The organism is Streptomyces griseus subsp. griseus, assembly GCF_000720255.1.
Taxonomy (GTDB): Bacteria; Actinomycetota; Actinomycetes; order Streptomycetales; family Streptomycetaceae; genus Streptomyces; species Streptomyces griseus_I.
Map to the genome: position 1 here is coordinate 490,262 of NZ_JOJE01000001.1, position 24,876 is coordinate 515,137.

The 24,876-nt window shown below is 72.8% G+C and carries 21 protein-coding genes; 15 read left to right on the forward strand and 6 right to left on the reverse strand.

All coding sequences use genetic code 11. From position 1 onward, the window contains the following. Positions 1–8: 8 nt before the first annotated feature. The gene (locus tag IG99_RS02235) at positions 9–938 is read right to left on the reverse strand and encodes a class I SAM-dependent methyltransferase (RefSeq protein ID WP_037669027.1); all 930 of its coding nucleotides are present in this window, start codon (positions 936–938) and stop codon (positions 9–11) included. Positions 939–1,092: 154 nt separating this feature from the next. Here IG99_RS02235 and cobT point away from each other — a divergent pair, with 154 nt between their 5' ends. From cobT to IG99_RS48580, 3 genes are all read left to right on the forward strand, one after another. Further along, a complete protein-coding gene (gene cobT / locus IG99_RS02240) occupies positions 1,093–2,208 on the forward strand; it encodes a nicotinate-nucleotide--dimethylbenzimidazole phosphoribosyltransferase (protein WP_037669029.1) in 1,116 nt (371 codons plus the stop codon). 103 nt (positions 2,209–2,311) lie between these two features. Continuing rightward, a complete protein-coding gene (locus IG99_RS02245; RefSeq protein WP_037669032.1) occupies positions 2,312–4,012 on the forward strand; it encodes a phosphatidylglycerol lysyltransferase domain-containing protein in 1,701 nt (566 codons plus the stop codon). Beyond that, positions 4,009–4,749, forward strand: a complete 741-nt coding sequence (locus IG99_RS48580; RefSeq protein WP_037669035.1) for a hypothetical protein — start codon at positions 4,009–4,011, stop codon at positions 4,747–4,749. The genes IG99_RS02245 and IG99_RS48580 overlap by 4 nt, the downstream gene beginning before the upstream one ends. On the opposite strand, the gene IG99_RS02255 is transcribed toward IG99_RS48580, so the two are convergent. Next, complete coding sequence (locus tag IG99_RS02255) at positions 4,653–5,414, reverse strand: hypothetical protein (RefSeq protein WP_037669036.1); 762 nt, start codon at positions 5,412–5,414, stop codon at positions 4,653–4,655. The two genes, IG99_RS48580 and IG99_RS02255, sit on opposite strands and share 97 nt — an antisense overlap. A gap of 60 nt (positions 5,415–5,474) precedes the next feature. Between IG99_RS02255 and IG99_RS02260 the strand changes: the two genes are divergently transcribed. Both IG99_RS02260 and IG99_RS02265 read left to right on the forward strand, forming a co-directional pair. Continuing rightward, on the forward strand, positions 5,475–6,269 hold the full coding sequence (locus IG99_RS02260) for an adenosylcobinamide-GDP ribazoletransferase (protein ID WP_037669038.1): 795 nt from the start codon (positions 5,475–5,477) through the stop codon (positions 6,267–6,269). A 52-nt stretch (positions 6,270–6,321) separates the two neighbouring features. Then, positions 6,322–6,933, forward strand: a complete 612-nt coding sequence (locus IG99_RS02265; RefSeq protein ID WP_234311730.1) for an RDD family protein — start codon at positions 6,322–6,324, stop codon at positions 6,931–6,933. Here IG99_RS02265 and IG99_RS02270 read toward each other — a convergent pair. After that, positions 6,893–7,696, reverse strand: coding sequence for an endo alpha-1,4 polygalactosaminidase (locus IG99_RS02270; protein WP_037669043.1), 804 nt, complete (start codon positions 7,694–7,696; stop codon positions 6,893–6,895). The two genes, IG99_RS02265 and IG99_RS02270, sit on opposite strands and share 41 nt — an antisense overlap. A 250-nt stretch (positions 7,697–7,946) precedes the next feature. Here IG99_RS02270 and IG99_RS02275 point away from each other — a divergent pair, with 250 nt between their 5' ends. From IG99_RS02275 to IG99_RS02310, 7 genes are all read left to right on the forward strand, one after another. Next, positions 7,947–9,485, forward strand: coding sequence for a leucyl aminopeptidase (locus tag IG99_RS02275; RefSeq protein WP_037669044.1), 1,539 nt, complete (start codon positions 7,947–7,949; stop codon positions 9,483–9,485). A gap of 381 nt (positions 9,486–9,866) precedes the next feature. Beyond that, complete coding sequence (gene lpdA / locus IG99_RS02280; RefSeq protein ID WP_037669046.1) at positions 9,867–11,255, forward strand: dihydrolipoyl dehydrogenase; 1,389 nt, start codon at positions 9,867–9,869, stop codon at positions 11,253–11,255. 60 nt (positions 11,256–11,315) lie between these two features. Beyond that, positions 11,316–13,127, forward strand: coding sequence for a 2-oxoglutarate dehydrogenase, E2 component, dihydrolipoamide succinyltransferase (gene sucB / locus IG99_RS02285; protein WP_037669049.1), 1,812 nt, complete (start codon positions 11,316–11,318; stop codon positions 13,125–13,127). 283 nt (positions 13,128–13,410) lie between these two features. Next, entirely contained in the window at positions 13,411–14,034 is a 624-nt protein-coding gene (locus tag IG99_RS02290) for a GntR family transcriptional regulator (RefSeq protein ID WP_037669052.1), read from the forward strand. 276 nt (positions 14,035–14,310) lie between these two features. Then, complete coding sequence (gene aceE / locus IG99_RS02295; protein ID WP_037669055.1) at positions 14,311–17,013, forward strand: pyruvate dehydrogenase (acetyl-transferring), homodimeric type; 2,703 nt, start codon at positions 14,311–14,313, stop codon at positions 17,011–17,013. A gap of 93 nt (positions 17,014–17,106) precedes the next feature. Beyond that, positions 17,107–18,450, forward strand: coding sequence for a helix-turn-helix transcriptional regulator (locus IG99_RS44960; RefSeq protein WP_078947490.1), 1,344 nt, complete (start codon positions 17,107–17,109; stop codon positions 18,448–18,450). Positions 18,451–18,507: 57 nt separating this feature from the next. Then, a complete protein-coding gene (locus tag IG99_RS02310; protein WP_037669057.1) occupies positions 18,508–19,026 on the forward strand; it encodes a DUF4240 domain-containing protein in 519 nt (172 codons plus the stop codon). 13 nt (positions 19,027–19,039) lie between these two features. Here the strand turns inward: IG99_RS02310 and IG99_RS02315 are convergent, their stop codons facing one another. Next, positions 19,040–19,279: a hypothetical protein gene (locus IG99_RS02315; RefSeq protein ID WP_037669059.1), complete on the reverse strand. Its 240-nt coding sequence runs from the start codon at positions 19,277–19,279 to the stop codon at positions 19,040–19,042. A gap of 73 nt (positions 19,280–19,352) precedes the next feature. Next, positions 19,353–20,177: a peptidoglycan recognition protein family protein gene (locus IG99_RS02320; RefSeq protein ID WP_078947491.1), complete on the reverse strand. Its 825-nt coding sequence runs from the start codon at positions 20,175–20,177 to the stop codon at positions 19,353–19,355. A 187-nt stretch (positions 20,178–20,364) separates the two neighbouring features. Between IG99_RS02320 and IG99_RS02325 the strand changes: the two genes are divergently transcribed. Next, complete coding sequence (locus IG99_RS02325; protein ID WP_037669061.1) at positions 20,365–21,549, forward strand: MarP family serine protease; 1,185 nt, start codon at positions 20,365–20,367, stop codon at positions 21,547–21,549. A 15-nt stretch (positions 21,550–21,564) separates the two neighbouring features. Here the strand turns inward: IG99_RS02325 and IG99_RS02330 are convergent, their stop codons facing one another. After that, entirely contained in the window at positions 21,565–22,065 is a 501-nt protein-coding gene (locus IG99_RS02330; protein ID WP_037669063.1) for a GNAT family N-acetyltransferase, read from the reverse strand. An 87-nt stretch (positions 22,066–22,152) separates the two neighbouring features. Here IG99_RS02330 and IG99_RS02335 point away from each other — a divergent pair, with 87 nt between their 5' ends. Both IG99_RS02335 and IG99_RS02340 read left to right on the forward strand, forming a co-directional pair. Next, on the forward strand, positions 22,153–23,046 hold the full coding sequence (locus IG99_RS02335; RefSeq protein ID WP_037669066.1) for a TIGR01777 family oxidoreductase: 894 nt from the start codon (positions 22,153–22,155) through the stop codon (positions 23,044–23,046). A 160-nt stretch (positions 23,047–23,206) separates the two neighbouring features. Continuing rightward, on the forward strand, positions 23,207–24,577 hold the full coding sequence (locus IG99_RS02340) for an NAD(P)/FAD-dependent oxidoreductase (RefSeq protein ID WP_037669069.1): 1,371 nt from the start codon (positions 23,207–23,209) through the stop codon (positions 24,575–24,577). Positions 24,578–24,876 lie beyond the last annotated feature (299 nt).

The window sequence follows — 24,876 nt, forward strand, 5'->3', positions numbered from 1 at the left end:
CCCTGTTCTCAGGCCCCGGCGAGGTTCGGTTTGCGGGCGATCAGTCGGTACGCGTTGGAGAACGCTGTGTGGCGGAGGACGGGGGCCAGGGTGTGGTCGAGGAGGGCGGCTGTGACGGTGAAGGGGGCTGTCGCCGGGGTGGGGAGGATGCGGGCGAGGGCGTGGACGGTGGCCTTGGTGAGGTCGGTGGGGGTGTGGGGGGCGTGACGGTCCAGGGTGACGATCGTGCAGCCCTGGTACTCCAGCTCCACGAGGAGGTTGGCCGGAGGGATCAGGTGGAGGTGGGTGGGCTGGGTGTGAGGGTGCCACCACTTGCCCAGGAGTGAGGCGAACGTGCTGCGGGGGTTGGTGAGTTCGAGCAGGAGGTGGCCGCCGGGGCGGAGGGCCGTGAGGGCGGCGTGGAGCTCCGCCCGGGGGTCGTGGGTGCGCTCCAGGTGGTGCAGCATGCTGACGACGTCGTAGCGGGCCCGCAGGCGCGCGGTGATCTCCGGGGTGGTGAGGTGCCCGACGTGCGCCTCCTCCACCCGCTCCGCCGCCCAGGCCCGTTCCAGCCGGTGGCCGGGGTCGATGCCGTCGAAGGAGGTGTAGGGGAAGACCTCCTTCGCGACCTTGGGGAAGCGGGCGGTGCCCGTGCCCACGTCCAGCCAGCTCTCCGGCTCCGGGAACGGCAGTATCGCCCGGGCGGTGGCACGCAGGTGCCGGACCATGGGGACGCCGGGCGGGGCGGCCAGGGCGCGGCGGTGGTGCTCCCGTCCCTCCGCCGTGAGGCGCGGGTTCTGGAAGGCGTGGGCGCAGTCCACGCACTCGTCGAGGGTGAAGGCGCCCTGCTTGCGGGGGCGCAGACGCGTCGAGCCGCACCAAGGACAGTCCTCGCGGCGCGGCTCGTGGAAGTGCTCGATCGGCAGGGTGAGTTGCGTGTGTCTGGGCTTTCCGGGCACGGGCGGCTCCCGACGGTGGGACAACAGAGGGACGTACGACAATCCGTTGCAAAACGGAACGTATGGGATCGGCCCCTCAGGTGCAATCACGTCACGGGGGTGTGGTGGCCATGTGGCGCGGTCCGGTTCGACCGGTGCCGGTACTGTTCGGCGAATGAGCTCGCTTAATCTCGACGACTTCACCGATCTGATCGAACGCCCCGACGGAGGGGTCCGCCGTGACGCCGAGGCGCGCCGGGAACGTCAGATCGTGCCGCCCGGATCGCTGGGGCGCCTCGACGACCTGGGTGAGTGGCTGACCGCGGCGCAGGGCTCCGTCCCGGTGCGGCCGGTGGAACGGCCTCGGGTGGTGCTGTTCGCCGGCGACCACGGCATCGCCGAGCTGGGGGTCTCCGCCCGGCCCGCGGGCAGCGCCGCGGAGTTGGTCCGGGAGGTCCTGGGGGGCGGTCGGCCCGTGTCCGTGCTGGCGCGGCGGCTCGGGGTGCCGGTGCGGGTCGTGGACATGGCCCTGGACTGCGACCCGCAGACGCTGCCGGAGGACGTCGTACGGCATCGGGTGCGGCGCGGCAGTGGGCGTGTCGACCTGGAGGACGCGCTGACCCTGGAGGAGGCCGAGGCGGCCTTCCGGGCCGGGGTCGCGGTGGCCGACGAGGAGGCCGACTCGGGTACGGACCTGGTCGTGCTCGGTGATGTGAGTGTGGGCGGGACCACGGTGGCGGGGGTGCTGGTCGCCGCGCTGTGCGGGACCGACGCGTCCGTGGTGACCGGGCGGGGCGGTCTCGCGATCGACGACCTGGCCTGGATGCGCAAGTGCGCGGCGATCCGGGACGCGCTGCGGCGGGCCCGGCCGGTGCTCGGCGATCAGTTGCAGCTGCTGGCGACGGTGGGCGGGGCCGATGTCGCCGCGATGACCGGGTTCCTGCTGCAGAGCGCCGTACGGAAGACGCCGGTGATCCTGGACGGGGTGGTGGCCGCCGCGTGTGCGCTGGTGGGGCAGCGGATCGCCTTCCGGGCGCCGGACTGGTGGCTGGCCGCGCACGACAGCGGGGAGCCGGGGCAGGCGAAGGCGCTGGACCGGATGGCGCTGGAGCCCCTGCTCGATCACGGCGTGCGGGTGGGCGAGGGCGCCGGGGGCCTGCTGGCGCTCCCGCTGGTCCAGGCCGCGGCGGCGCTGGCGGCGGAACTCCCTGAGCGGCCGGAGAAGGCGGAGGAGCCGGAGGGCGCGGAAGACGAGAAGGCGGAGGAGCCCGAGGAGCCGGAGGAGGAGTAGAGGAGGAGTAGCGGTCCGGCCGGTTCGGCCCGCCGGACCACACCGTCAGGGCCGGGCGGCGTTGCGCCGAGGCGTATAGTGTCGGCCCATATGATCCCATCTCATGGGATATGCCCGATTCGCCGTCTGGTACCTGCGTCTCGTCGCGTTCGTCAACTTCCTCAGTGCGGTGTGGATGTCCCTGGGGCAGGACGTGCGGCGGCACAACCAGGAGGACCTGTTCACGCCGTATCTGCTGACCGCCGGCTTCGCCCCCGGGGTCTTCACGGCGTTCCTGGCGATCACCATGCGGCGCAGAAAGCGTGCCGCGTGGATCCTCAACCTCGGGCTGGGCGGGGCGTTCCTCGCGCTGTTCGCGTTCGCCATGGCGTTCCCCGAGATCCGGCGCCATCCGCAGAACTGGGTCTCCTTCGGCCTGACCACCGCCTTCGTGGGCGCGCTGGTGCTCGGGCGGCGGGAGTTCTACGCCAAGGGTGACCGGGCCAACCCGAAGCTCGCGGCCGTCGTCGCCGTCGGCGGCCTGCTCGCCTCGTCGCTGCTCGCCGCGCTGCTGGTGACGGCGACCGACCGGGCGCGGGCCGCGTCCACCTTCGCCGAACGCTGGCGCTACGGCACGCTGCGGCTGGTCTCCATCTCCGACTTCCGCTCCCCCGCCATCACCACCCCGAACTGGGTGGACGTGGCCATCAACGTGCTCAGTACGGCCCTGGTCCTCGCTGTCCTCTACGCCGCGTTCCGCTCCCGGCGCGCCGTCGACCCGCTCACCCGGGACGACGAGGAGCGGCTGCGGGAACTGCTGGAACGGCACGGGGAGCGGGACTCGCTCGGGTACTTCGCGCTGCGCCGGGAGAAGAGCGTGGTCTGGTCCCCGACCGGCAAGGCGGCCGTCGCCTACCGCGTCGTCGGCGGGGTGTCGCTGGCGTCCGGGGATCCGCTCGGCGATCCGGAGGCGTGGCCCGGGGCGATCGAGCCGTGGCTCGCCGAGGCCCGCGCGCACGGGTGGATCCCGGCGGTGATGGGGGCGAGCGAGGAGGCCGGGACGGTGTACGCGCGGCACGGGCTCGGCGCGCTGGAGCTGGGGGACGAGGCCGTGGTGGAGGTCGCCGACTTCACCCTGGACGGGCGCGCCATGCGCACCGTACGCCAGGCGTACAACCGGGTGCGGCGGGCCGGGTACACCGTGCGCGTACGGCGCCACGAAAACATCCGGGCCGACGAGATGGCCCGGCTGGTGCGGCGCGCCGACGGCTGGCGCGACGGGGCCACCGAGCGTGGCTTCAGCATGGCGCTGGGGCGGCTCGGGGACCCCGGGGACGGGCGGTGCGTGATGCTGGAGTGCGCGGACGCCCAGGGCGAGGTGAAGGCGCTGCTGTCGTTCGTGCCGTGGGGACCGAAGGGGCTGTCGCTGGACCTCATGCGGCGCGACCGGGACTCCGAGAACGGGCTGATGGAGTTCATGGTCATCGAACTGTTGCGGCGCGCCGGGGAGATCGGGGTCACGCAGGTGTCGCTGAACTTCGCGATGTTCCGCTCGGTCTTCGAACGGGGCGCGCGCCTCGGTGCCGGGCCGGTGCTGCGACTGTGGCGGTCACTGCTCAGCTTCTTCTCCCGGTGGTGGCAGATCGAGTCGCTCTACCGCGCCAACGCCAAGTACCGGCCGATCTGGGAGCCGCGGTTCCTGCTCTTCGAGAAGAGCGCGGACCTGCCCCGCATCGGTCTCGCGTCGGCGCGCGCGGAGGGGTTCCTGGAGGCGCCGGGGCTGCCGGGCCGGCTGCGTCGCGGGCACCTGGAGACCCACCGGTGAGCACGCTCGCCCGCTGGGCCCGCGCGGAGTGGGGACCCCTCTACGCCGCCGTGCGCGAGCCGCTGCTCGACAGGCGCTGGGCGGCGGTTCCGATGACGCTGGGGGCGGTGTGTCTGACGGCGGCCCTGCAGGTCACGCAGAACCAGTCATGGGGGCACGGGCCGGTCCAGGACATCGGGGCCGTACGCGCCGGGGACCCCCTGTGGCTCGCCCTGCTGCGCACCCCGCTGTCGCTCTTCGTGCCGGCGCTGGACCTGCCCGTGTGGGGTGCGCTCGCGCAGATCCTGCTGGTGTTCGGGATCGCTGAGATCTGCCTGGGCCGGTGGCGGACCCTCGTGGTGGCGTACGCCGCCACCCTCGCCGGCACTTTGTACGCCCGTACGGGCATCTCTCTGGGGCCCGACGCCCCGTTGGGCCTGCCCGCCGCGGACGCGCACGTCGTCGACACCGGCCCGTCGGCCGCGGTGGTGGGTCTGGCGGTGTTCGTGGGTCTGCGTTACGGGGCGTACGTCACCGCGGGCGCGGTGGTCGTGGCGATGGTCGTCGAGGTCCTGCTGAAGGAGAACCTGGCCGGAAAGGAGCACCTGGCGGCGATCGTGGGGGTGCCGGCGCTGTACGTGGTCCCGGTGTGGCGGCGGCGTCAGCGGCCGTCCGGGAGTTGCGCCGGGTCGGGTTTGCCGCCCAGCCAGTCCTCGAACGCCCGGCGGGGACGGGACCAGCGGCGGTCGTGCCGGTAGGCGCGCAGCCCGGCCTTGGCCCGGGCGCGGGGGCGGTTGCGGTAGAAGCGGCGGGCCCAGGCGGAGCCGGGGCGGGCCAGGCGGATGGCGCCGACCAGGGCGATGAAGGGGATGATCACGCCGAAGACCGCGAGGCGGGCCTTGCCCTTGAAGAGGGCGATGAGGGCGAAGAGGAAGTTCACCCCGATGGTGCCGAGGGCGGTGCCACGGTTCTGGGCCTCCTCGCCGGAGAGGTTGTTGACCCCGAACGGGGCGAAGCCGAGGAGGAGCAGGCCCACCAGGGCCGCCGTGACCACCACGACCTCGACGCTCTTGCGGCCGTCCTCGGTCCAGTAGACGTCGTCGAGGTGCAGGATCAGCGCGAACTCGTCGAGGACGAGCCCGGCGCCGATGCCGAACAGGACCCCGCACAGGGCGGAGCCGAAGCCGAACCGGCTGCTGGCGACCGCGCCGAAGCCGCCGATCAGGGTGAGCAGGATCCCCGGGACCACGTGGTGGATGTGCACCCCACCCGCCGACTCGACATTGCGGAACGGGCCCTTGCCCGCCCGGATGAGGCGGGTGACGCCCCGGGTGATGACGAAGGTCAGGACCAAGGAGGTGAGAGCGAGGAGGAGCGGCAGTTTGCCCGGCTCGATGATGTTGCGCTGCAACCAATCTCCCATATGCGCACTTTATCCCTGACCCCCTGAGGCGCTCCTCCGACCGCCCGGTAACCTGCGCCGGTGCCCGCCTCACCCACCACCCCCTGGCCGGACGGCCTCCGCTTCGCCTTCGGCACCCTGACCGTGCTGCCGGTCAAGGTGACTCGCTGGGACCGCGAGGCGGCGCGCGGCGGCATGCTGTGCGCCCCGGTGGCCGGACTCGTGGTCGGCGTGTGCGCCGCCGCGCTCGGGCTGCTGCTGCTCGTCCTGGGTGCCGGTCCCCTCCTCGCCGCCGTCGCCTCCGCCGCCGTACCGGCCGTGCTCACCCGCGGTCTGCACCTCGACGGGCTCGCCGACACCGCGGACGGGCTGGGCAGCGGGAAGCCCGCCGAGGACGCGCTGCGGATCATGAAGCAGTCCGACATCGGGCCGTTCGGCGTGATCACCCTGGTGTTCGCGCTGTTCGCCCAGGTCGCCGCGCTGGCCGAGGCCTACGGCGACTCCTGGGGCCGGGGTGCGCTCGCCGCCGTCGTCTCCGCGTCCGCCGCCCGGCTGGCGCTGACGCTGGCGGCCCGCGCCGGGGTGCCGGCCGCCCGGCCCGAGGGGCTGGGGGCCGCGGTCGCCGGGGTGGTGCCCACCGCCGGCGCGGCGGTCGTCGCGCTCGCCGTCACCGGGTTCGCCGCGGCCGCGGGCGCCCTCGTCGGACCGTACGAGATCCTCCGCGCCGCCCTCGCGGTCGTCGTCGCGGCAGCCGTCGCCGAACTGCTGCTGCGGCACTGCACGCGCCGCTTCGGCGGGGTCACCGGCGACGTGTTCGGGGGGCTGGCGGAGACGGCGGCGACGACGGCTCTCGTGGTTGTGGCACTCGGCCACTGAGCTCTCGGCTACTCTCTCGGCCGTACACGGACAACAGATCGTGATGCGGGGGATGTCTGTGCCGAGAACGCGCCGTGCCATGGCCTGGTCGATCGACTTCGCACTCGTGCTCGCGGCGGCCTCGGTGCTCGCCGTGTTCACCTTCCACCGGCTGTCCGCGCTCGTCACGGACGTGCCGGAACTCGCCACCCGCAGCGGCTTCGACCTGCTCACCTCGCGCGGGGACGTGCTGGACGCCTCGGAGCGGTTGGGGCTGTCCCTGTGGAACACGTCGGTGCTGTACGTGGAGGAGGCCTTCGGGCTGCTGGTCCTCGCCACGTTCCTCTACCAGTGGGCGTGCCTCGCCCTCGCCGGACGCACCGTCGGCAAGGCCCTGCTCGGGCTGAGGGTCTCCTCGTGCCGGGGCCGCCGGGCGGCTCTGCGGGCCGCCCTGACCACCACAGCCGACATCGCCGTGTACGCCGTGGCCTGCGTGCTGTTGGTGGAGGGCCACCTCGTGCTGTCGGTGCTGGTGTGGGCGGTGGCCGTGGTGGTCTTCCTCCTCAACGGGTTGTCCGTGCTGGCGCCCGGCCGGCGCTCCCTCGCCGACCGCATGGCGGGGACGTCCGTGACGGGGCTCGGACTCAGCACGCCCGGCGCCATGCCCCCAGTTCGTACTTCTTGAGCATCGAACTCAGCCGCAGGCGGCGGGAGTCGGCGCAGAAGCGGCCCGTGGGGAGTTCGTACTCGACGTGGAAGACCGCCTTGCCGGCCTTCACGAACGGCTCCAGGGTGGCGCATTCGTGGTACTGGGCGCACTGCTCGTTGACCGCGAAGTCGAAGTCGCCCACGAGCTGGGGGATCTGGTCGAGGTCGTTCTTCAGTCCGACGGACATCCCTCGTTCGTGGGCCATGCGCGCGATCAGGCGGTTGTAGCGGAGTTGGTCGGCCGCTTCGACGGGGAAGCCCGTGGTGTTGTCGTAGCCGTCCATGTTGTCCGGCTCGACCGCGTCGAAGCCCTTCGCGCGGCACATGTCGAGGCGGGCCGCCATCAGGGGTTCCAGGACGTCGGTGCGGCGGATGTCGAGCCAGCGCTCGCCTTCCCAGCCGTTGCCCTTGCCCACCACCGACTTGGGGAACTTCCCGGCGTCCGGGCGCCAGTCCTCCAGGGCGCCGGTGGAGAGGTAACAGATGACCTTGCGGCCCTCGTCGTGCAGGGCGGCGACGGTCCGCGCGGAGTGGTCGAAGCCGTCGATGTCGTAGACCGGCACGTCGACGGAGGTGTCGAGGCGGCCGCTGAGCTGCCACTGCCAGTCGATGCCGGGGGCGGGCCGCCAGCGCTCGCCGCTGTCCGTTGAACTGCCATGGCCTTCCTGCTCGTCATCAGGTGTGGAGGCGCAGCCGGCGAGCAGCAGTAGAAGGGCGACGAGCAGGATCGGGCGTTTCACCGGGGCGTTCTCCAGGCTGGGGCGCGATGTTGTCCCATGGATGATCTCCGACGGACGAAGCCCGCGGGAATGAGCTGACGCCCGTACGCGCGTAGGCTCGTCCCGGGTCTTCCGCACCGGTTCGCCGCGCCGGAGCGCGCCCCCGACCTCAACCGCACCCCCGGCTCCGCTCTAGGGTCGGCTGTCGGGGCCGGTCGACCCACACCTTTCGACCACCTGAACTTCACATCGGAAGCGAGATTTCACCACCGTGACTGCTCTCACTCTCAGCACCGCCGCGGCGCCCGGCCTGCGCGCCGACGCGATCGTCGTCGGCGTCGCCAAGGGCACCGCGCCCAAGTCTGGGGACCTCGTCGTCGCACCCGGCGCAGAGGCCGTGGACAAGGGATACGACGGCCGGCTCGCCGCCGTCCTGGAAACCCTCGGCGCCTCCGGGGCCGAGGGCGAGGTGACGAAGCTGCCCGCCCCGGCCGGCTTCAAGACGCCGCTCGTGGTGGCGGTGGGGCTGGGCGCCGTGCCCGACAAGGACTCCTCCTTCGACACCGAGGCACTGCGCAAGGCGGCCGGTGTGGCCGCCCGCAACCTCAACGGCTCCAAGAAGGCCGTCTTCGCCCTGCCGCTGGCGGACGCGGCCGCCGTCCGCGCGGTCGCCGAGGGCGCGCTGCTCGGCGCGTACTCCTTCGACACCTACAAGGACAACGGCAAGGACGCCAAGGCCAAGAACGGCAAGGCGCCGCTCGCCGAGGTCGCCCTGCTCGGCGCCAAGCCCCGCGACAAGGCGCACAAGGCCGCCGTCGAGCACGCCACCACCGTCGCCGTGGAGCTCAACCGCGCCCGCGACCTGATCAACACCCCGCCGAACGACCTCACCCCCGAGGCGTTCGCCGCGATCGCGCAGACCGCGGCCAAGGAGCACGGCATCAAGGTACAGGTGCTCGACGACAAGGCCCTCGCCAAGGGCGGCTACGGCGGCATCCTCGGCGTCGGCGGCGGCTCGGCCGCCACTCCCCGCCTGGTGAAGCTGTCGTACACGCACTCCAAGGCGAAGAAGCACCTGGCCTACGTCGGCAAGGGCATCACCTACGACTCGGGCGGCATCTCGCTGAAGCCGGCCGGGCACAACGAGACGATGAAGTGCGACATGAGCGGCGCGGCCGCCGTGTTCGCCGCGGTCGTCGCCGCCGCCCGCCTGGGCCTGGAGGTCAACGTCACCGGCTGGCTGGCGCTGGCCGAGAACATGCCGTCGGGTTCCGCGGTGCGCCCCGGTGACGTGCTGCGCATGTTCAGCGGCAAGACGGTGGAGGTGCTCAACACCGACGCCGAGGGCCGGCTCGTGCTGGCCGACGCGCTGTGGGCCGCCTCCGCGGAGAAGCCGGACGCGATCGTCGACGTCGCGACCCTGACCGGGGCGATGGTGCTCGCGCTGGGCAGCCGGACGTTCGGGATCATGTCCAACGACGACGCGTTCCGCTCCGCGGTCCACGAGGCGGCGGAGGAGGTGGGTGAGCCGGCGTGGCCGATGCCGCTGCCGGAGCACCTGCGCAAGGGGATGGACTCGCCCACCGCCGACATCGCGAACATGGGTGAGCGGATGGGTGGCGGACTCGTCGCCGGGCTCTTCCTGCGGGAGTTCGTGGGTGAGGGGATCACCTGGGCGCACCTGGACATCGCGGGGCCCGCGTTCAACGAGGGCGGTCCCTTCGGGTACACGCCCAAGGGCGGTACGGGGTCGGCCGTGCGGACGCTGGTGCGGCTCGCTGAGCTGACGGCCTCCGGCGACCTGGGCTGAGTTCTCTCGGGAGCGGGGTTCTGTGCGCCGGACCACTCGGGCCGATCCGTCGTACGGCGGGTGCGGTCCATGGGGGCCGGTCGCGCAGTTCCCCGCGCCCCTGGGGCGTTGCCCTCAGCGCGCAGACCGGTCGCGCCCGCGCGGCGGAGCCGCACATCGACAGCCCCGCGCCCCTGGGGGTCGCTGCACTGAGGGCGTGCTCGTCTGAACGTGGGGTGTCTCACACCCCGGCCCCGCGTCTCGTCCGCCTCCGACAAGTGCGAAGATGGGGCTCGGCAGGACAGGGCCCCCACCGAAGGGCCGAAAGCAAAGAGCGGCCGGACACCAGCCGCCGACCGGTCAGTGGAGACCGGCGTGGCGCACATGCATGGAGGACGTGACGTGGCGAACGACGCCAGCACCGTTTTCGACCTAGTGATCCTCGGCGGTGGTAGTGGCGGTTACGCCGCGGCCCTGCGCGGGGCGCAGCTGGGCCTGGACGTCGCCCTGATCGAGAAGGACAAGGTCGGCGGTACCTGCCTGCACCGGGGTTGCATCCCCACCAAGGCCCTGCTGCACGCGGGCGAGATCGCCGACCAGGCCCGCGAGAGCGCGCAGTTCGGCGTCAAGGCGACCTTCGAGGGCATCGACATCGCCGGGGTCCACAAGTACAAGGACGGAGTCATCTCCGGCCTGTACAAGGGTCTCCAAGGTCTCGTCGCCTCCCGCAAGGTGACCTACATCGAGGGTGAGGGCCGGCTGTCCTCCCCCACCTCCGTCGACGTGAACGGCCAGCGCGTCCAGGGCCGTCACATCCTGCTCGCGACCGGCTCCGTGCCGAAGTCGCTGCCGGGCCTGGAGATCGACGGCGACCGCATCATCTCCTCGGACCACGCCCTCGTCCTGGACCGCGTGCCGAAGTCCGCGATCATCCTGGGCGGCGGTGTCATCGGCGTCGAGTTCGCCTCGGCGTGGAAGTCCTTCGGCGCGGACGTCACCGTCATCGAGGGTCTCAAGCACCTCGTCCCGGTCGAGGACGAGAACTCCTCCAAGCTTCTTGAGCGCGCGTTCCGCAAGCGCGGCATCAAGTTCAACCTGGGCACCTTCTTCCAGAAGGCCGAGTACACCCAGGACGGGGTCAAGGTCACCCTCGCCGACGGCAAGGAGTTCGAGGCCGAGGTCCTCCTCGTCGCCGTCGGCCGCGGGCCCGTCTCCGCCGGTCTCGGCTACGAGGAGCAGGGCGTCGCGATGGACCGCGGCTACGTCCTGGTCGACGAATACATGCGCACCAACGTCCCGACCATCTCCGCCGTCGGTGACCTGGTCCCGACGCTCCAGCTCGCGCACGTCGGCTTCGCCGAGGGCATCCTGGTGGCGGAGCGTCTGGCCGGTCTCAAGACCGTCCCGATCGACTACGACGGTGTCCCGCGGGTGACGTACTGCCACCCCGAGGTCGCCTCCGTGGGCATCACCGAGGCCAAGGCCAAGGAGATCTACGGTGCGGACAAGGTCGTCGCTCTGAAGTACAACCTGGCGGGCAACGGCAAGAGCAAGATCCTGAACACCGCGGGCGAGATCAAGCTCGTCCAGGTCAAGGACGGCGCCGTGGTCGGCGTCCACATGGTCGGCGACCGCATGGGCGAGCAGGTCGGCGAGGCCCAGCTGATCTACAACTGGGAGGCGCTGCCGGCCGAGGTCGCCCAGCTCATCCACGCCCACCCCACGCAGAACGAGGCGCTCGGCGAGGCCCACCTGGCCCTCGCGGGCAAGCCGCTGCACGCGCACGACTGACCCCTCGGTCGAAGAAGCGACGACACAGACTTCCGCAATTCGTAAGGAGCAACCGAAACCATGGCGGTTTCCGTAACCCTTCCGGCGCTCGGCGAGAGCGTCACCGAGGGCACTGTCACCCGCTGGCTGAAGGCCGAGGGTGAGCGCGTCGAGGCCGACGAGCCGTTGCTCGAGGTCTCCACCGACAAGGTCGACACCGAGATCCCCTCCCCCGCCGCCGGTGTCCTGGCGTCCATCAAGGTCGCCGAGGACGAGACCGTCGAGGTCGGCGCCGAGCTGGCCGTGATCGACGACGGCACGGGCGCCCCCGCAGCGGCTCCGGCCCCCGCCGCCGAGGAGGTCGCCCCGCCGGCCCCCGAGCCGGCCCCGGCCGCCCAGCCCTCCACCGAGCAGGCGGCTCCGGCCCCCGCTCCCACCGCCGAGGCCGCCACGGGCGGCGGCTCCGCCGAGGGCACGGACGTGGTCCTGCCCGCGCTCGGCGAGTCCGTCACCGAAGGCACCGTCACCCGCTGGCTGAAGTCGGTCGGCGACTCCGTCGAGGCCGACGAGCCGCTGCTCGAGGTCTCCACGGACAAGGTCGACACCGAGATCCCGGCGCCCACCTCCGGTGTGCTGCTCGAGATCACCGTCGGCGAGGACGAGACCGCCGAGGTCGGCGCCAAGCTGGCCGTCATCGGCGCCCCGGGTGCGGCTCCGGCCGCTGCACCGGCCCCGTCCGCCCCGGCTCCGGCGCCCGCCGCCGAGGCCCCCGCCGCGCCGGCTCCGGCCCCGGCCGCCCCCGCGGCTCCGGCGCCCGCTCCGGCCGCCCCGGCCCCGCAGGCGCCCACCACTCCGGCCCCGCAGCAGCAGACCACCCCGGCTCCCGAGCCGGTCCCGTCCGCCCCCGCTCCGGCGCCCGCCCCGGTCACCCCGGCCCCCGCCGCGCCCGCCGCTCCGGCCGGTGACGACGGCGCCTACGTGACCCCGCTGGTGCGCAAGCTCGCCGCCGAGAACGGCGTCGACCTGGGCACCGTCAAGGGCACCGGCGTCGGCGGCCGTATCCGCAAGCAGGACGTCATCGCCGCCGCCGAGGCCGCCAAGGCCGCCGCCCCGGCTCCGGCCGCCGCCGCTGCCCCGGCCGCGAAGAAGGCGCCGACCCTGGAGGCCTCCCCCCTCCGTGGCCAGACCGTCAAGATGCCGCGCATCCGCAAGGTCATCGGCGACAACATGGTCAAGGCGCTGCACGAGCAGGCGCAGCTGTCGTCGGTCGTCGAGGTCGACGTCACCCGCCTGATGAAGCTCCGCGGCAAGGCGAAGGACTCCTTCGCCGCGCGTGAGGGCGTCAAGCTCTCCCCGATGCCGTTCTTCGTCAAGGCGGCGGCCCAGGCGCTGAAGGCCCACCCGGTCATCAACGCCAAGATCAACGAGGCCGAGGGCACGATCACCTACTTCGACACCGAGAGCGTCGGTATCGCGGTGGACTCCGAGAAGGGCCTGATGACCCCGGTCATCAAGCACGCGGGCGACCTCAACATCGCCGGTATCGCGAAGGCCACGGCGGAGCTGGCCGGCAAGGTCCGCGCCAACAAGATCACGCCCGACGAGCTGTCCGGCGCGACCTTCACCATCTCCAACACCGGTTCGCGCGGTGCGCTCTTCGACACGATCATCGTGCCGCCGGGCCAGGTCGCCATCCTCGGCATCGGTGCCACGGTCAAGCGTCCGGCCGTCATCGAGACCGAGGAGGGCACGGTCATCGGCGTCCGCGACATGACCTACCTGACCCTCTCCTACGACCACCGCCTGGTCGACGGCGCCGACGCGGCCCGCTACCTGACGGCGGTCAAGGCGATCCTGGAAGCGGGCGAGTTCGAGGTCGAGCTCGGCCTCTAGCCCGCATCGCAGGTACGGCTGTACGGTGCCCCGTCCGGACTTTCCGGGCGGGGCACCGGCGTGCCCAGGGGCGCGGGGCTGTATCGATGTGCGGCTCCGCCGCGTGGGCGCGACAAGCCGCAGACAACCCGGCAGCCGCTCGACGACCACACGCACCGAGCCCCAACGCGCCCAAACCCATGTGCGCCTCGTCTCACCTGCACGAAAGCGCCCTTACAGGCCACTCCCGCGGAGAGAACCGGCCGTATTGTCTAAACGTCAAAGCCCTCCCTAAGGAGCCCTCATGACCGCGCCCGTCGTCCACTCGCTGCGCGAACAGATCCGCGAGCACATCGTGGAAGGGATCGTCAGCGGGCGCTGGAAGCCGGGCGAGCGGATCGTGGAGCGGCGTATCGCCACCGAGCTGGAGGTCAGCCAGACCCCGGTCAGGGAGGCCCTGCGCGAGCTGGAGTCCCTGCGGCTCATCGAGTCCGCCCCCAACAAGGGCGTACGCGTGCGCAACCTGACCGCCGCCGACCTGGAGGAGAGCTACCCGGTGAGGGCCGGCCTGGAGGCCATCGCCGCGGAGCTCGCGGCGGAGCAGCTCGCGGGGGACTGCTCGGCCTTGGAACCGCACGTCGCCGCCCTCTACGACGCCGACCGGAACGCGGACGGGACGGGCCAGGTCCGGCACACCGTCGGCTTCCACCGGGAACTCGTGCGCGCGGCCGGCAACTCCGTGCTGCTGCACACCTGGGAGGGCCTCGGCATCGAGGTGTTCACCGCGCTGTCGATCCGCTGGCTGGGCACCGTGCAGCAGTCCTACGCCGAGGAGCACGAGGAGCTCGTGGCGGCGTTCCGGCGCCGGGATCCCCGTATCGCCGACATCGTGAAGGCACACGTACTGGGCTGCGCACCGCGCGCCTGAGCCGGACCGAGCACTGAGCGACCGCTCGCTCAGACGTGTCCCCACCTGCGAAAACCATGCGAAAACGCGGCACCCGGTGCCTGGAACCGAGGCACCCCGTGCCGATTTTCTCGTGATCAAGAGGTTTTGCCCCTCAACCCTTTGATCGATCATCGATCAGGGGGTTACAGTCGCCGACGGGCTTGCACCCAAGCCCCACCGCCCTGTCCTGCCAAAGACAAAGGGCACCCCTGAACCCTGATGAGGGAACCCCCTTCGACTGAGGAAGGCGGCGACATGACCGACCCCAACGCCATCCAGCCGAGCGCGCTCGACCAGCTCCCCGACCGGGACCCGGAGGAGACCGCCGAATGGCAGGCCTCCCTGGACGCCGTCGCCAAGGCGGCCGGGCCGCACCGTGCCGCGTACCTGATGCGCCGCACGCTGGAACGCGCCGAGGGCGCCGGCATCGCGCTGCCGAAGCTCCTCGAGACGGACTACGTCAACACCATCCCCACCTCCGCCGAGCCCGCCGTGGACGGCGACGAGGCGATGGAGGCCCGGATCACGGCCTGGAACCGCTGGAACGCGGCCGCCATGGTGACCCGGGGCAGCAAACACGGCGTCGGCGGCCACATCGCCACCTTCGCCTCCGCCGCCTGGCTCTACGAGACCGGCTTCAACCACTTCTTCAAGGGCAAGGAGGGGGACGGCTCCGGTGACCAGCTCTACATCCAGGGCCACGCCTCCCCCGGTATCTACGCCCGCGCCTTCCTCGACGGCCGGCTGAACGAGACGCACCTCGACAATTTCCGCCAGGAGGCCGGCGGCAACGGCCTGCCCTCCTACCCGCACCCGCGGCGCCTGCCCTGGCTGTGGGAGTTCCCGACGGTGTCGATGGGCCTCGGCCCGCTCTCCGCGATCTACCAGGCGCGCTTCAACCGCTATCTGACCAACCGCGGTATCAAGGACGTCTCCGCCTCCCACGTCTGGGCCTTCCTCGGCGACGGCGAGATGGACGAGCCGGAGTCCACGGCGGCACTCGCACTCGCCTCCCGCGAGGGCCTGGACAACCTGACCTTCGTCATCAACTGCAACCTGCAGCGCCTCGACGGTCCGGTCCGCGCCAACTTCAAGATCGTGCAGGAGCTGGAGGCCCAGTTCCGCGGCGCCGGCTGGAACGTCGTCAAGAGCCTGTGGGGCTCCGCCTGGGACGAGTTGTTCCAGCTGGACACCACGGGCGCGCTGGTACGCCGCCTGCGCGAGGTACCCGACGCCCAGGTGCAGACGTACCAGACGCGCGACGCCGCCTACATCCGCGAGGACTTCTTCGGCAAGGACCCGGCGCTCGTCGAGATGGCGAAGCTGCTGAGCGACGACAAGATCCTCGAGTGTTTCCACCTCTCCCGCGGCGGCCACGAGGCCCGCAAGGTGTACGCGGCCTACAAGGCGGCCCTGGGGCACAAGGGCGCGCCGACCGTGATCCTCGCCCAGACCGTCAAGGGCTTCACCCTCGGTGAGGGCTTCGCGTCGAAGAACGCCAACCACCAGATGAAGAAGCTGACGGTGGACGAGTTCAAGAACATGCGTGACCTTCTCGAACTCCCCATCTCCGACAGCCAGTTCGTCGACGGGGTCGTCCCCTACGGCCACCCCGGCACCGACTCCCCCGAGGTCCGCTACCTCCAGGAGCGCCGCGCGGCCCTCGGCGGCCCGGCCCCGGCCCGCCGCGTCCACCCGGTGGCCCCGCTGCCCGCCCCGGCGGAGAAGGCGTTCGCCTCCTTCGACAAGGGCTCGGGCTCCCAGAACGTCGCCACCACCATGGCCTTCGTCCGCCTCATCAAGGACCTGGTCCGCGACAAGGAGACGGGGAAGCGCTGGGTGCCGATCGTCCCCGACGAGGCGCGCACCTTCGGCATGGAGAGCCTGTTCCCCTCCCTCGGCATCTACTCGCCGAAGGGCCAGACGTACGAGCCGGTCGACCGCGACCAGCTGATGTACTACAAGGAGGCCAAGAACGGCCAGATCCTCAACGAGGGGATCACCGAGGCCGGTTCGATGGCCGACTTCATCGCCGCGTCCACCGCGTACGCGACGCACGGCGAGGCGATGATCCCGTTCTACATCTTCTACTCGATGTTCGGCTGGCAGCGCACGGCCGACCAGATGTGGCAGCTCGGCGACCAGCTGGGCCGCGGCTTCCTCGTCGGCGCGACGGCGGGCCGCACCACGCTCACCGGCGAGGGCCTCCAGCACGCGGACGGCCACTCCCCCGTGATCGCCGCGACCAACCCGGCCGCGCTGACGTACGACCCGGCGTTCGCGTACGAGGTCGCCACGATCGTCAAGGACGGCCTGCGCCGCATGTACGGCGAGGCGGCTCCGGGTGAGGACCAGAACGTCTTCTACTACCTCACCGTCTACAACGAGCCGCTGCCGCAGCCGGCCAAACCGGCCGCCGCCGGTGTCGACGAGGGCATCGTCAAGGGTCTGTACCGCTTCAACACGGCGGAGTCGGCGGGTCTGTCGCCGGCGGCCAACTCCCCGAGGATCCAGCTCCTCGGCTCCGGTACGGCGATCCACTGGGCGCTGAAGGCGCAGCGGCTGCTCGCCGAGGAGTGGGGCGTGGCCGCGGACGTCTGGTCGGCGACCTCCTGGACGGAGCTGCGCCGTGACGCCCTGGAGGCCGACGCGGCACTCCTGCGCGGCGAGGAGCGCATCCCCTACGTCCGTCAGGTGCTGCAGGGCGCCGAGGGCCCGGTGCTCGCGGTCTCCGACTACATGCGCCAGGTCCCCGACCAGATCGCCCAGTGGGTCGAGCAGGACTACTCCTCCCTCGGCGCCGACGGCTTCGGCCTCTCCGACACCCGCGAGGCCGCCCGCCGCCACTTCGGCGTCGACGCGGAGTCCGTCGTCGTGGCGGCGCTGGCCCAGCTCGCCCGGCGCGGCGAGGTGCAGGCGACGTCCGTCAAGGAAGCGCGGGAGAAGTACGGCCTGTAAGGGCTTTACGGCCTGTAAGGGCTGAGGTGCGATGAAGGGGTACGGCTGCCGCCGTACCCCTTCGTTGTCAGTGGCCCCCGGCATCATGAACCCATGCGTGCCGCCCGGCTCATCAAAATGGTGCTCCTCCTGCAGTCCCGGCCCTCCATGACCGCCGCCGAGCTCGCGCGGGAGCTCGAGGTGTCGGAGCGGACCGTGACGCGTGACGCGCAGGCGTTGTCGGAGGCGGGGGTGCCGGTGTACGCGGACCGCGGGCGGGTCGGGGGGTACCGGCTGGTCGGGGGGTACCGGACGCGGCTGACCGGGCTCGCGCGCGGGGAGGCCGAGGTGCTGTTCCTGTCCGGGGTGCCGGGGGCGCTGCGGGAGATGGGGCTGGAGGACGCGGCCTCGGCGGCCCGGCTGAAGGTGTCCGCCGCGCTGCTGCCCTCCCTGCGGGACGCCCCGCGGACGGCGGCGCAGCGGTTCCATCTGGACGCGCCGGCCTGGTTCCAGGAGCCCCAGACGCCCCCGCTGCTGCCCGCGGTCGCGGACGCGGTGTGGGACGACCGGCCGATCCGCGCCCGCTACCGGCGCGGGGAGGCCGAGGTCGAGCGGGAGCTGGAGCCGTACGGGCTCGTGCTGAAGGCGGGTGTCTGGTACATGTGCGCGCGGGCCGTGGCGGAGGGGGCGGGCGGGGGTGCGGGTGCCGCCGACAGGGGCGCGGCGGGCACGACGGGCTCGGGCGCGCCGGGCACGACGGGCTCGGGCGCGGCACGCTCGGGTACCGCAGGCACGGGTACGGCGGGCGCGAGTGCAGCGGGCTGGGATGCGACGGGCGCGCGTGCGGCCGGCTCCGGCGCGGCGGACGCGGGTGCGGCGGGCCCGGGCGCGGCCGGCTCGGGTACCGCAGGCACGGGTACGGCGGGCGCGAGTGCAGCGGGCTGGGATGCGACGGGCACGGGTGCGGCCGGCTCCGGCGCGGCCGACTCCGGTGCGGTGGGCTCGGTGGGCGGGGGTGCGGGTGCGGTGGGCGTGGGTTCCTTTCGGATGTACCGGATCGACCGGTTCGTCGCCGTGGAGGCGCTGGAAGGCCTGGCGGGCCTGGACAGGCGGTTCGAGCGGGACCAGGACTTCGATCTGCCGGTGTTCTGGGCCGAGCAGGCCGAGCGGTTCGCGCGGTCGATCATGCGGGCCGAGGTCGTCGTACGGCTCTCGGCGACCGGCGTGGACCGGCTGCCGTACGTCGTCGATCCGGTGGCCGCGCGGGACGCCCTCGCGGTCGCGGAGGAGGCCGACGCGCAGGGGTGGGTGACGGTGACGCTGGGGGTGGAGTCGGAGGAGGTGGCCCACACGCAGCTCACGGCGCTGGGGCCGGAGGCCGAGGTGCTCGCCCCGCGGACGCTGCGCCGGCGGTTCGCCGAGGACGCGCAGCGGCTCGCGCGGGCGTATGGCATGTGACAATCCCGTGCACTCCGGGGTGCGCCCCACCCCCGGAAGTCCGATGCTTGACCCGTGATGGACGAGACGGAGTTCTGGGAGCTGGTGGACGCGAGCCGTGAGGCCGCCGAGGGCGACCCGGAGGATCAGGCCGACCTGCTCGTGGAGCGGCTGCTCCAGCTGGACCCCGAGTCGATCCTGGACTTCGCCCGTCACTTCGAGGCCCGCTACAACCGGGGCTACACCTGGGACCTGTGGGGCGCGGCGTGGGTGCTGCTGGACGGGGCCAGCGACGACGCCTTCGACTTCTTCCGCTGCTGGCTGATCGGCCAGGGCCGCGAGGTGTACGAGGGTGCCGTGCACGATCCGGACTCGCTGGCCGACCTGCTGGACGACTTCGACGAGGACGTCGACGGCGACGGTGAGGAGCTGGGCTACGCGGCGGACGAGGCGTACGAGCAGCTCACCGGTACCGTGGCGCCCGATCTGGGCATCCCGCCCGCGGCCCCGGAGCCCGAGGGCGCACCCCTCGACTTCGAGAACGAACGGGCACTGGCCGAGCGCTACCCCAAGCTTTGGGACCGCTTCCGGGATTGAGCCGCTCGGTTCCTCATGCCTCGGCGCGCCTGCGGACGGTGTCCGAGGGGATGTAGGCCTGTGCCTGGTCCGCCCTGACCGCGTGGTGCATCGGCGCGGCGTTGGCCTGGTCGAGGGCGGACGCGGTGACCGCGGCGGGGCCGAGGACGACCGTCGCGACGGCGCAGATCACCGCCCAGGGCCCGCGGGCGGTCCCTGGCCGGCGGGCCGCCTTCTCCGTCGCGTTCGTGGTGTGCGTACGGCTGTCGCTCATGGTCCCCGCCCTCCGGTCGGTCTGTGTTGTCCATGACCGTAGGGCGCGAGGATCGGAGGAGCCTGCGTGCCGCCTATGGCGTCGCTGTGGACGTCCTGCCCTGGAGTCGGGCCGCCTTCTCCCTGATCTCCGGGAGGCGGGCCGCCAGAGCGGCGCCCGGGCAGCTCGTCATGTAGCCGTCCTTGTGACCGGCCAGGGCGGGGAGGGTGGCGGCGCGTCCGGCGGCGTAGCGGCTGCCGCTGTTGCTCGAGGTGAGGCGGACGCGGGTGCGGGGGTCGATGTCGGCGGGTCCCAGTTTCCAGGCGGCCACCGCGGCGATCGCGTCGGTCATCCTCCGGGGGACGGGGATGCCGGCCGTGAAGGTGCCGATCGCGGCGATGCCCACGGTGCGGTGGTTGAAGCCCTGGGTGTGGGCGCCGGTGACGGCGCGGTCGACGCCGCCGGCGCGGCCCTCGTAGATCGTGCCGCAGCGGTCGACGAGGAAGTTGTAGCCGATGTCGTCCCAGTCGCGGGCGCCGGTCTGGCCCGTGTAGAGGTCGCGGATGATGCGCGGGACGTCGGCGCAGTCGTAGCCGTTGGGCGAGTCGGTGTGGTGGACGAAGACGGCGACGATCTCGTCGTCGTAGCGCGGGGGCGGCTGGGGGCGGGCGGCATCGCCCAGCCAGGCCGTGCGGGGCACGATGGGCGGTTTCGCTGCCGGGTGGGGGGCGGCCGCGCGGGCCGGGCGTGGGCGGGCGGTCACCGTGGCCGTCACCGCGCGGTCGACGCCGTCGGCGCACAGCACCAGCGCGGCGACGGCGGCGAGGCCGGGCAGGCAGCCCAGGAGCACCAGCGCCGGGGCCGGTATGCGGCCCGGACGCCGTCTGTGTGCCCCGCGCGTTCTTCGGAGGACACGCATGGTCCCACTGTCGGTCCGATCCGCCGCGCCCGCGATGTGTGCTGTGCCACCCGGTGGAACCAAAGTCCTGGTCCGCGACGTTTTTCGAGGTACACGCACGCGTGGCGGGTTCCGGTCGCCACGCGCGCGTGGCTGATCACTGGGCCTCTCCCCCACGTATGAAGGGGTCCTAGAGAAAGGCGGCTCCGTGGACCTGCTCGACATCCTGCTGTTGCTGGTGATCCTGGCGTACGCGGGCTCCGGCTACCGGCGCGGACTGGTGGCGGGCTGTGTCTCGCTCGCGGGGTTCGTGGGCGGCGCGGCGGTCGGCGTGTGGATCCTGCCGTGGATGATGGATCTGGTCACCCCCGGGACGACGGCGGCGACGGTGACGGCGGTGCTCACCGTGCTGGTCCCGGCGGCGGTCGGGCACGAGCTCGCGGGTCGGCTGGCGCTGCGGCTGCGGCGCGAGCTGGACCGGGGCCCGCTGCGGGTGGCCGACGGCGTCGGCGGGGCCGCGGCGAACGCGGTCGCCGTGCTCATCGTGGCGTGGGTGGCCGCGAGCGTGCTGGGCGCGTCCTCGTCGCCGCTGGTGACGTCCGCGATCCGGGACTCGAAACTGCTCGGGGCCGTGCAGGACGCGATGCCGGACACGACGCCGTCGTGGTTCTCCGACGCCACGTCCGCGCTCGCGCAGGCGGGTTTCCCGCAGGTCTTCAACCCGTTCGAGAACGAGTCGACCGCCGAGGTCGCCAAGCCCACCGGAGACAGCGTCACGGCGAGCGCCACGAACGCCGCCAAGCTGAGCACGGTGAAGATCGAGGGCGTCTCCGGCGACCAGGGCCGCGAGGGCAGCGGCTTCGTGTACGCCCCCCAGCACGTGATGACCAACGCCCACGTGGTGGCCGGCATCGACCGGCCGACCGTGCGCGTGGGGGGCGTAGGGCGGTCGTACGAGGCCCGGGTCGTGCTGTTCGACCCGAACAAGGACGTGGCCGTGCTGTACGTCCCCGAGCTGCGCGCGCCCGTGCTGCGGTTCCAGGGGGAGGCCAAGCGCGGCGACCAGGCGGTGGTGGCGGGCTATCCGCAGGACGGCGACCTGAATCTGCAGGCGGCCACGGTCGCGGTCCGGGTGAACGCGACCGGCCAGAACATCTACAACGACGCGACGGTGACCCGTCAGATCTACTCGATCCGCTCCACCGTCCGCCCCGGCAACTCCGGCGGCCCGCTGCTGACCACCGACGGCCGTGTCTTCGGTGTCGTCTTCGCCCGCTCCACGTCCGACAACGAGACGGGCTACGTCCTGACGGTGGACGAGGTCGCCCCCGACGCCGAGCGGGCGGCGGACGCGACGGCGCCGGTGGACACGGGCCGGCTGATCACGTCGTGACGGAGTCCGGACGCCTCAGAGCAGGGACCGGCCCATGAGCACGTCGTCGACGTACTCGCCGGCCAGGAGGAACTCCCCCGGCAGGACGCCCTCCACCACGAAGCCCTCGGCCGCGTAGAGCCTGCGGGCCGGGGTGTTGTGGCCGAGGACGCGCAGCGTGAGGCGGCGGGCGCCGCGCCGACGGGACTCCTCGACGGCCGCGCGGATGAGCGCCCGTCCGACGCCGCGGCCGCGGGCCTCCTCGGCGACGACGAGGCCCTGGATCTGGCGGACGTGCGCGTTGACGGCGAGCCCCGTGGGGAACGCCAGCCGTACGTAGCCGACGAGACGGTCGTCGACCTCGGCGACCAGGTAGTCGTCGGGGGCGTGGCGGTCGTCGAAGAAGGGCGGGTACGGCGGCTGGGGCTCGGGCATGACCGCGTGCAGCGGGGACCAGGCGGCGCGGTCCAGCGAGGCGAGCGGTTCTTCGTCGGCGGGGCGCGCGACGCGTATGCGAGGTTCGGCGGGCTCGGGCATGGGGGTCACTGTAGGCCGCGCGGCCGGAGCGACCCACGGAGTTTCGGGCGGGCCGCGGGGGGTGGGGTGTGCGGGCAGGATAGGGGCATGGAACTCAGGCGAATCGCGGTGGCCGGCGCGTCCGGTCTCATCGGCAGCGCACTGGTGCGGTCCCTGACCGCGGACGGGCACGAGGTGGTGCGGCTGGTCCGCGGTGCGCCCCGGGGGCCCGACGAGGTGCGGTGGGACCCGGAGGGCGGGTCGGTGGACTCGGCCGGGCTCGTCGGGTGCGACGCCGTCGTCAATCTGGCGGGCGCCGGGGTGGGCGACCGGCGCTGGACGGAGGCGTACAAGAAACGGGTCCGGGACAGCCGGGTGCTGGGCACGGCGGCGCTCGCCGGTGCGGTCGCCTCGCTGGACGAGCCGCCGCGGGTGTTCATCAACGGCAGTGCGATGGGCTTCTACGGGGAGACCGGGCAGCGGGAGGTCGACGAGAGCGCGCCCCCCGGGGACGGCTTCCTGCCCTCGCTGTGCGTGGAGTGGGAGGGTGCCGCGGCGCCCGCGCGTGAGGCGGGCGTCCGTACGGTGTTCACGCGGACCGGTCTGGTGGTGTCGCGTGACGGCGGGGCGTGGGGGAAGCTGTTCCCGCTCTTCCAGGCGGGGCTCGGCGGGCGGCTGGGCGACGGGCGGCAGTACTGGTCGTACATCTCGTTGCACGACGAGGTCGCGGCGATCCGTCATCTCCTGGACCGGGACGACCTGTCGGGGCCGTTCAACCTGACCGCTCCGCGGCCGCTGACCAACCGTGAGATCACGGAGGCGATGGGGCGGGTACTGCGCCGGCCGACGCTGTTCACGGTGCCGGCGCCGGTGCTGCGGGGTGTGCTCGGGGAGATGGCCGGGGATGTGCTGGGCAGTCAGCGGGTGCTGCCCACGCGGCTGCTGGGGTCCGGGTTCACTTTCGCGTTCCCGGGGATCGAGGACGCGATCCGGGCGGCGTGACAACGTCTGCGACCGAATGCGACCGCCGTGCGACCGTGCCCTGTCGATGCGCGACTGTACTTGACCGATCGCGGCCCTAACCTCGATCCGAACTCGGGTATCCCGGACGGCTGTGGGGGCATCACGTCCCCACCTGCCGCGCAACCTCGAGGAGGGGCACGTGCTTGAGCCCGCGTACCAGGCAGACGTCGTCATTGTGGGAGCCGGGGTGGCCGGACTCTCGGCGGCGCATCGGCTGAACAGCGCAGGTGTGACAACCGCCGTCCTGGAGGCCGCCCCTTACGTGGGCGGCCGGATGGCGACCGAGAAGGTGGACGGTTTCCGCCTCGACCGCGTGGGCCAGTTGCTGTCCACGGCGTATCCCGAACTACGCCTGGCCGCGGGGCTCGACGCGCTGGTGCTGCGTCCCTTCGCGCCGGGGGTTCTCCTGCACAGTGACGGTCGCCGGCACCGGGTGGCCGCCCAGGTGCCCGGCCGGGGCGCCCGGGGCGCACTGCATGCGGTGCGCGCCCTGGCAAGCGCCCCCCGCGCGCCGCAGCGGCCCGGTCCCGCCGCCCCGGCGCGTCCGGGCACCGCTCCATGGGGCACGGCCGTCGACCAGGCCCGGCTCGGTGCCGCGCTCGGCCGGATCGCGACGGTGCCCGTGGAACGGCTGCTGACCCGCCCCGAGTCCCCCGCGAGCCAGGCGCTGGCCGCCCGCGGGCTGCCCGCCCGTACGGTCGACGGCTTCCTGCGCCCGCTGCTGGCCAGCCTGTTGTGCGACCCGGAGCTGACGACGTCGAGCCGGTGCGCCGACCTCGCCCTGCGCGCTTTCGCGTCCGGGCGGCTGTGTGTGCCGGAGGGCGGGGCGGAGGTGCTGCCGGAGCTGCTCGCGCGGGCGCTGCCGACGGGCACCGTGCATACCGGGGTGCGGGTCACCTCGGTCGCCACGACCCGGGTGGCGACCGCGGAGCACGGTGAGTTCCGGTGCCGTGCGGTGCTGGTGGCGACGGACGCGCGGACCGCCGCGACGCTGCTGCCCGGGCTGCGGGTGCCGGACTTCCACCCCGTGACGGTCGTCCACCACACGACGGACGAGCCGCCGGGGACGGGCGCGTCGCTGCTCCTGGACGCGGACCGGGGCGGACCGGTCGCGCACACGGCGGTGGTCAGCCAGGTCGACCCGAGCCGGGCGCCCGCGGGCCGGGCCCTGGTGTCCACGACCGTCCTGGGTGCGCCGCCGGCCGAGGTCGACATCGCCGTGCGACGGCACCTGTCGCGGCTGTACGGCACCTCCACCGCCCGCTGGGAGACCCTCGCCGTGCACCACACCCCCGAGGCGGTCCCGGCGATGCGCCCACCGCACGACCTGCGCCGGTCGGTACGGCTGCTGGCGGGCCTCTACGTCTGCGGCGACCACCGGGACACCAGCACCGTGCAGGGCGCCCTCCACTCCGCCCACCGGGCCGCGGCGGCACTGCTGGCGGACCTGGGCGCGGCGGGCTCGATGCATGCGGCCGAGCCGCCGCGCAGTGTCCCCAGGGCGGCCTGAGCGACCCGCTCACGGCCTGCTCGGCACCGCCGGTCTCTCCCGCCGTGGCCGGACGCCGCGGCGGCGGAGGGGGGCGAGCAGCACGGGGCGGGGGTCGCGGTGAGCGCCGGGGTCGGCCCAGCGTCGAGCCGCCCGCACCGCGGACCGGGAGCCCGGCCGGCACCGGGGACCGCCCAAGTCACGCACCACGAACCGAGAGCCCGACCGGCACCGAGGACCGCCCAAGTCACGCACCGCGAACCGAGAGCCCGACCGGCACCGAGGACCGCCCAAGTCACGCACCGCGAACCGGGAGCCCG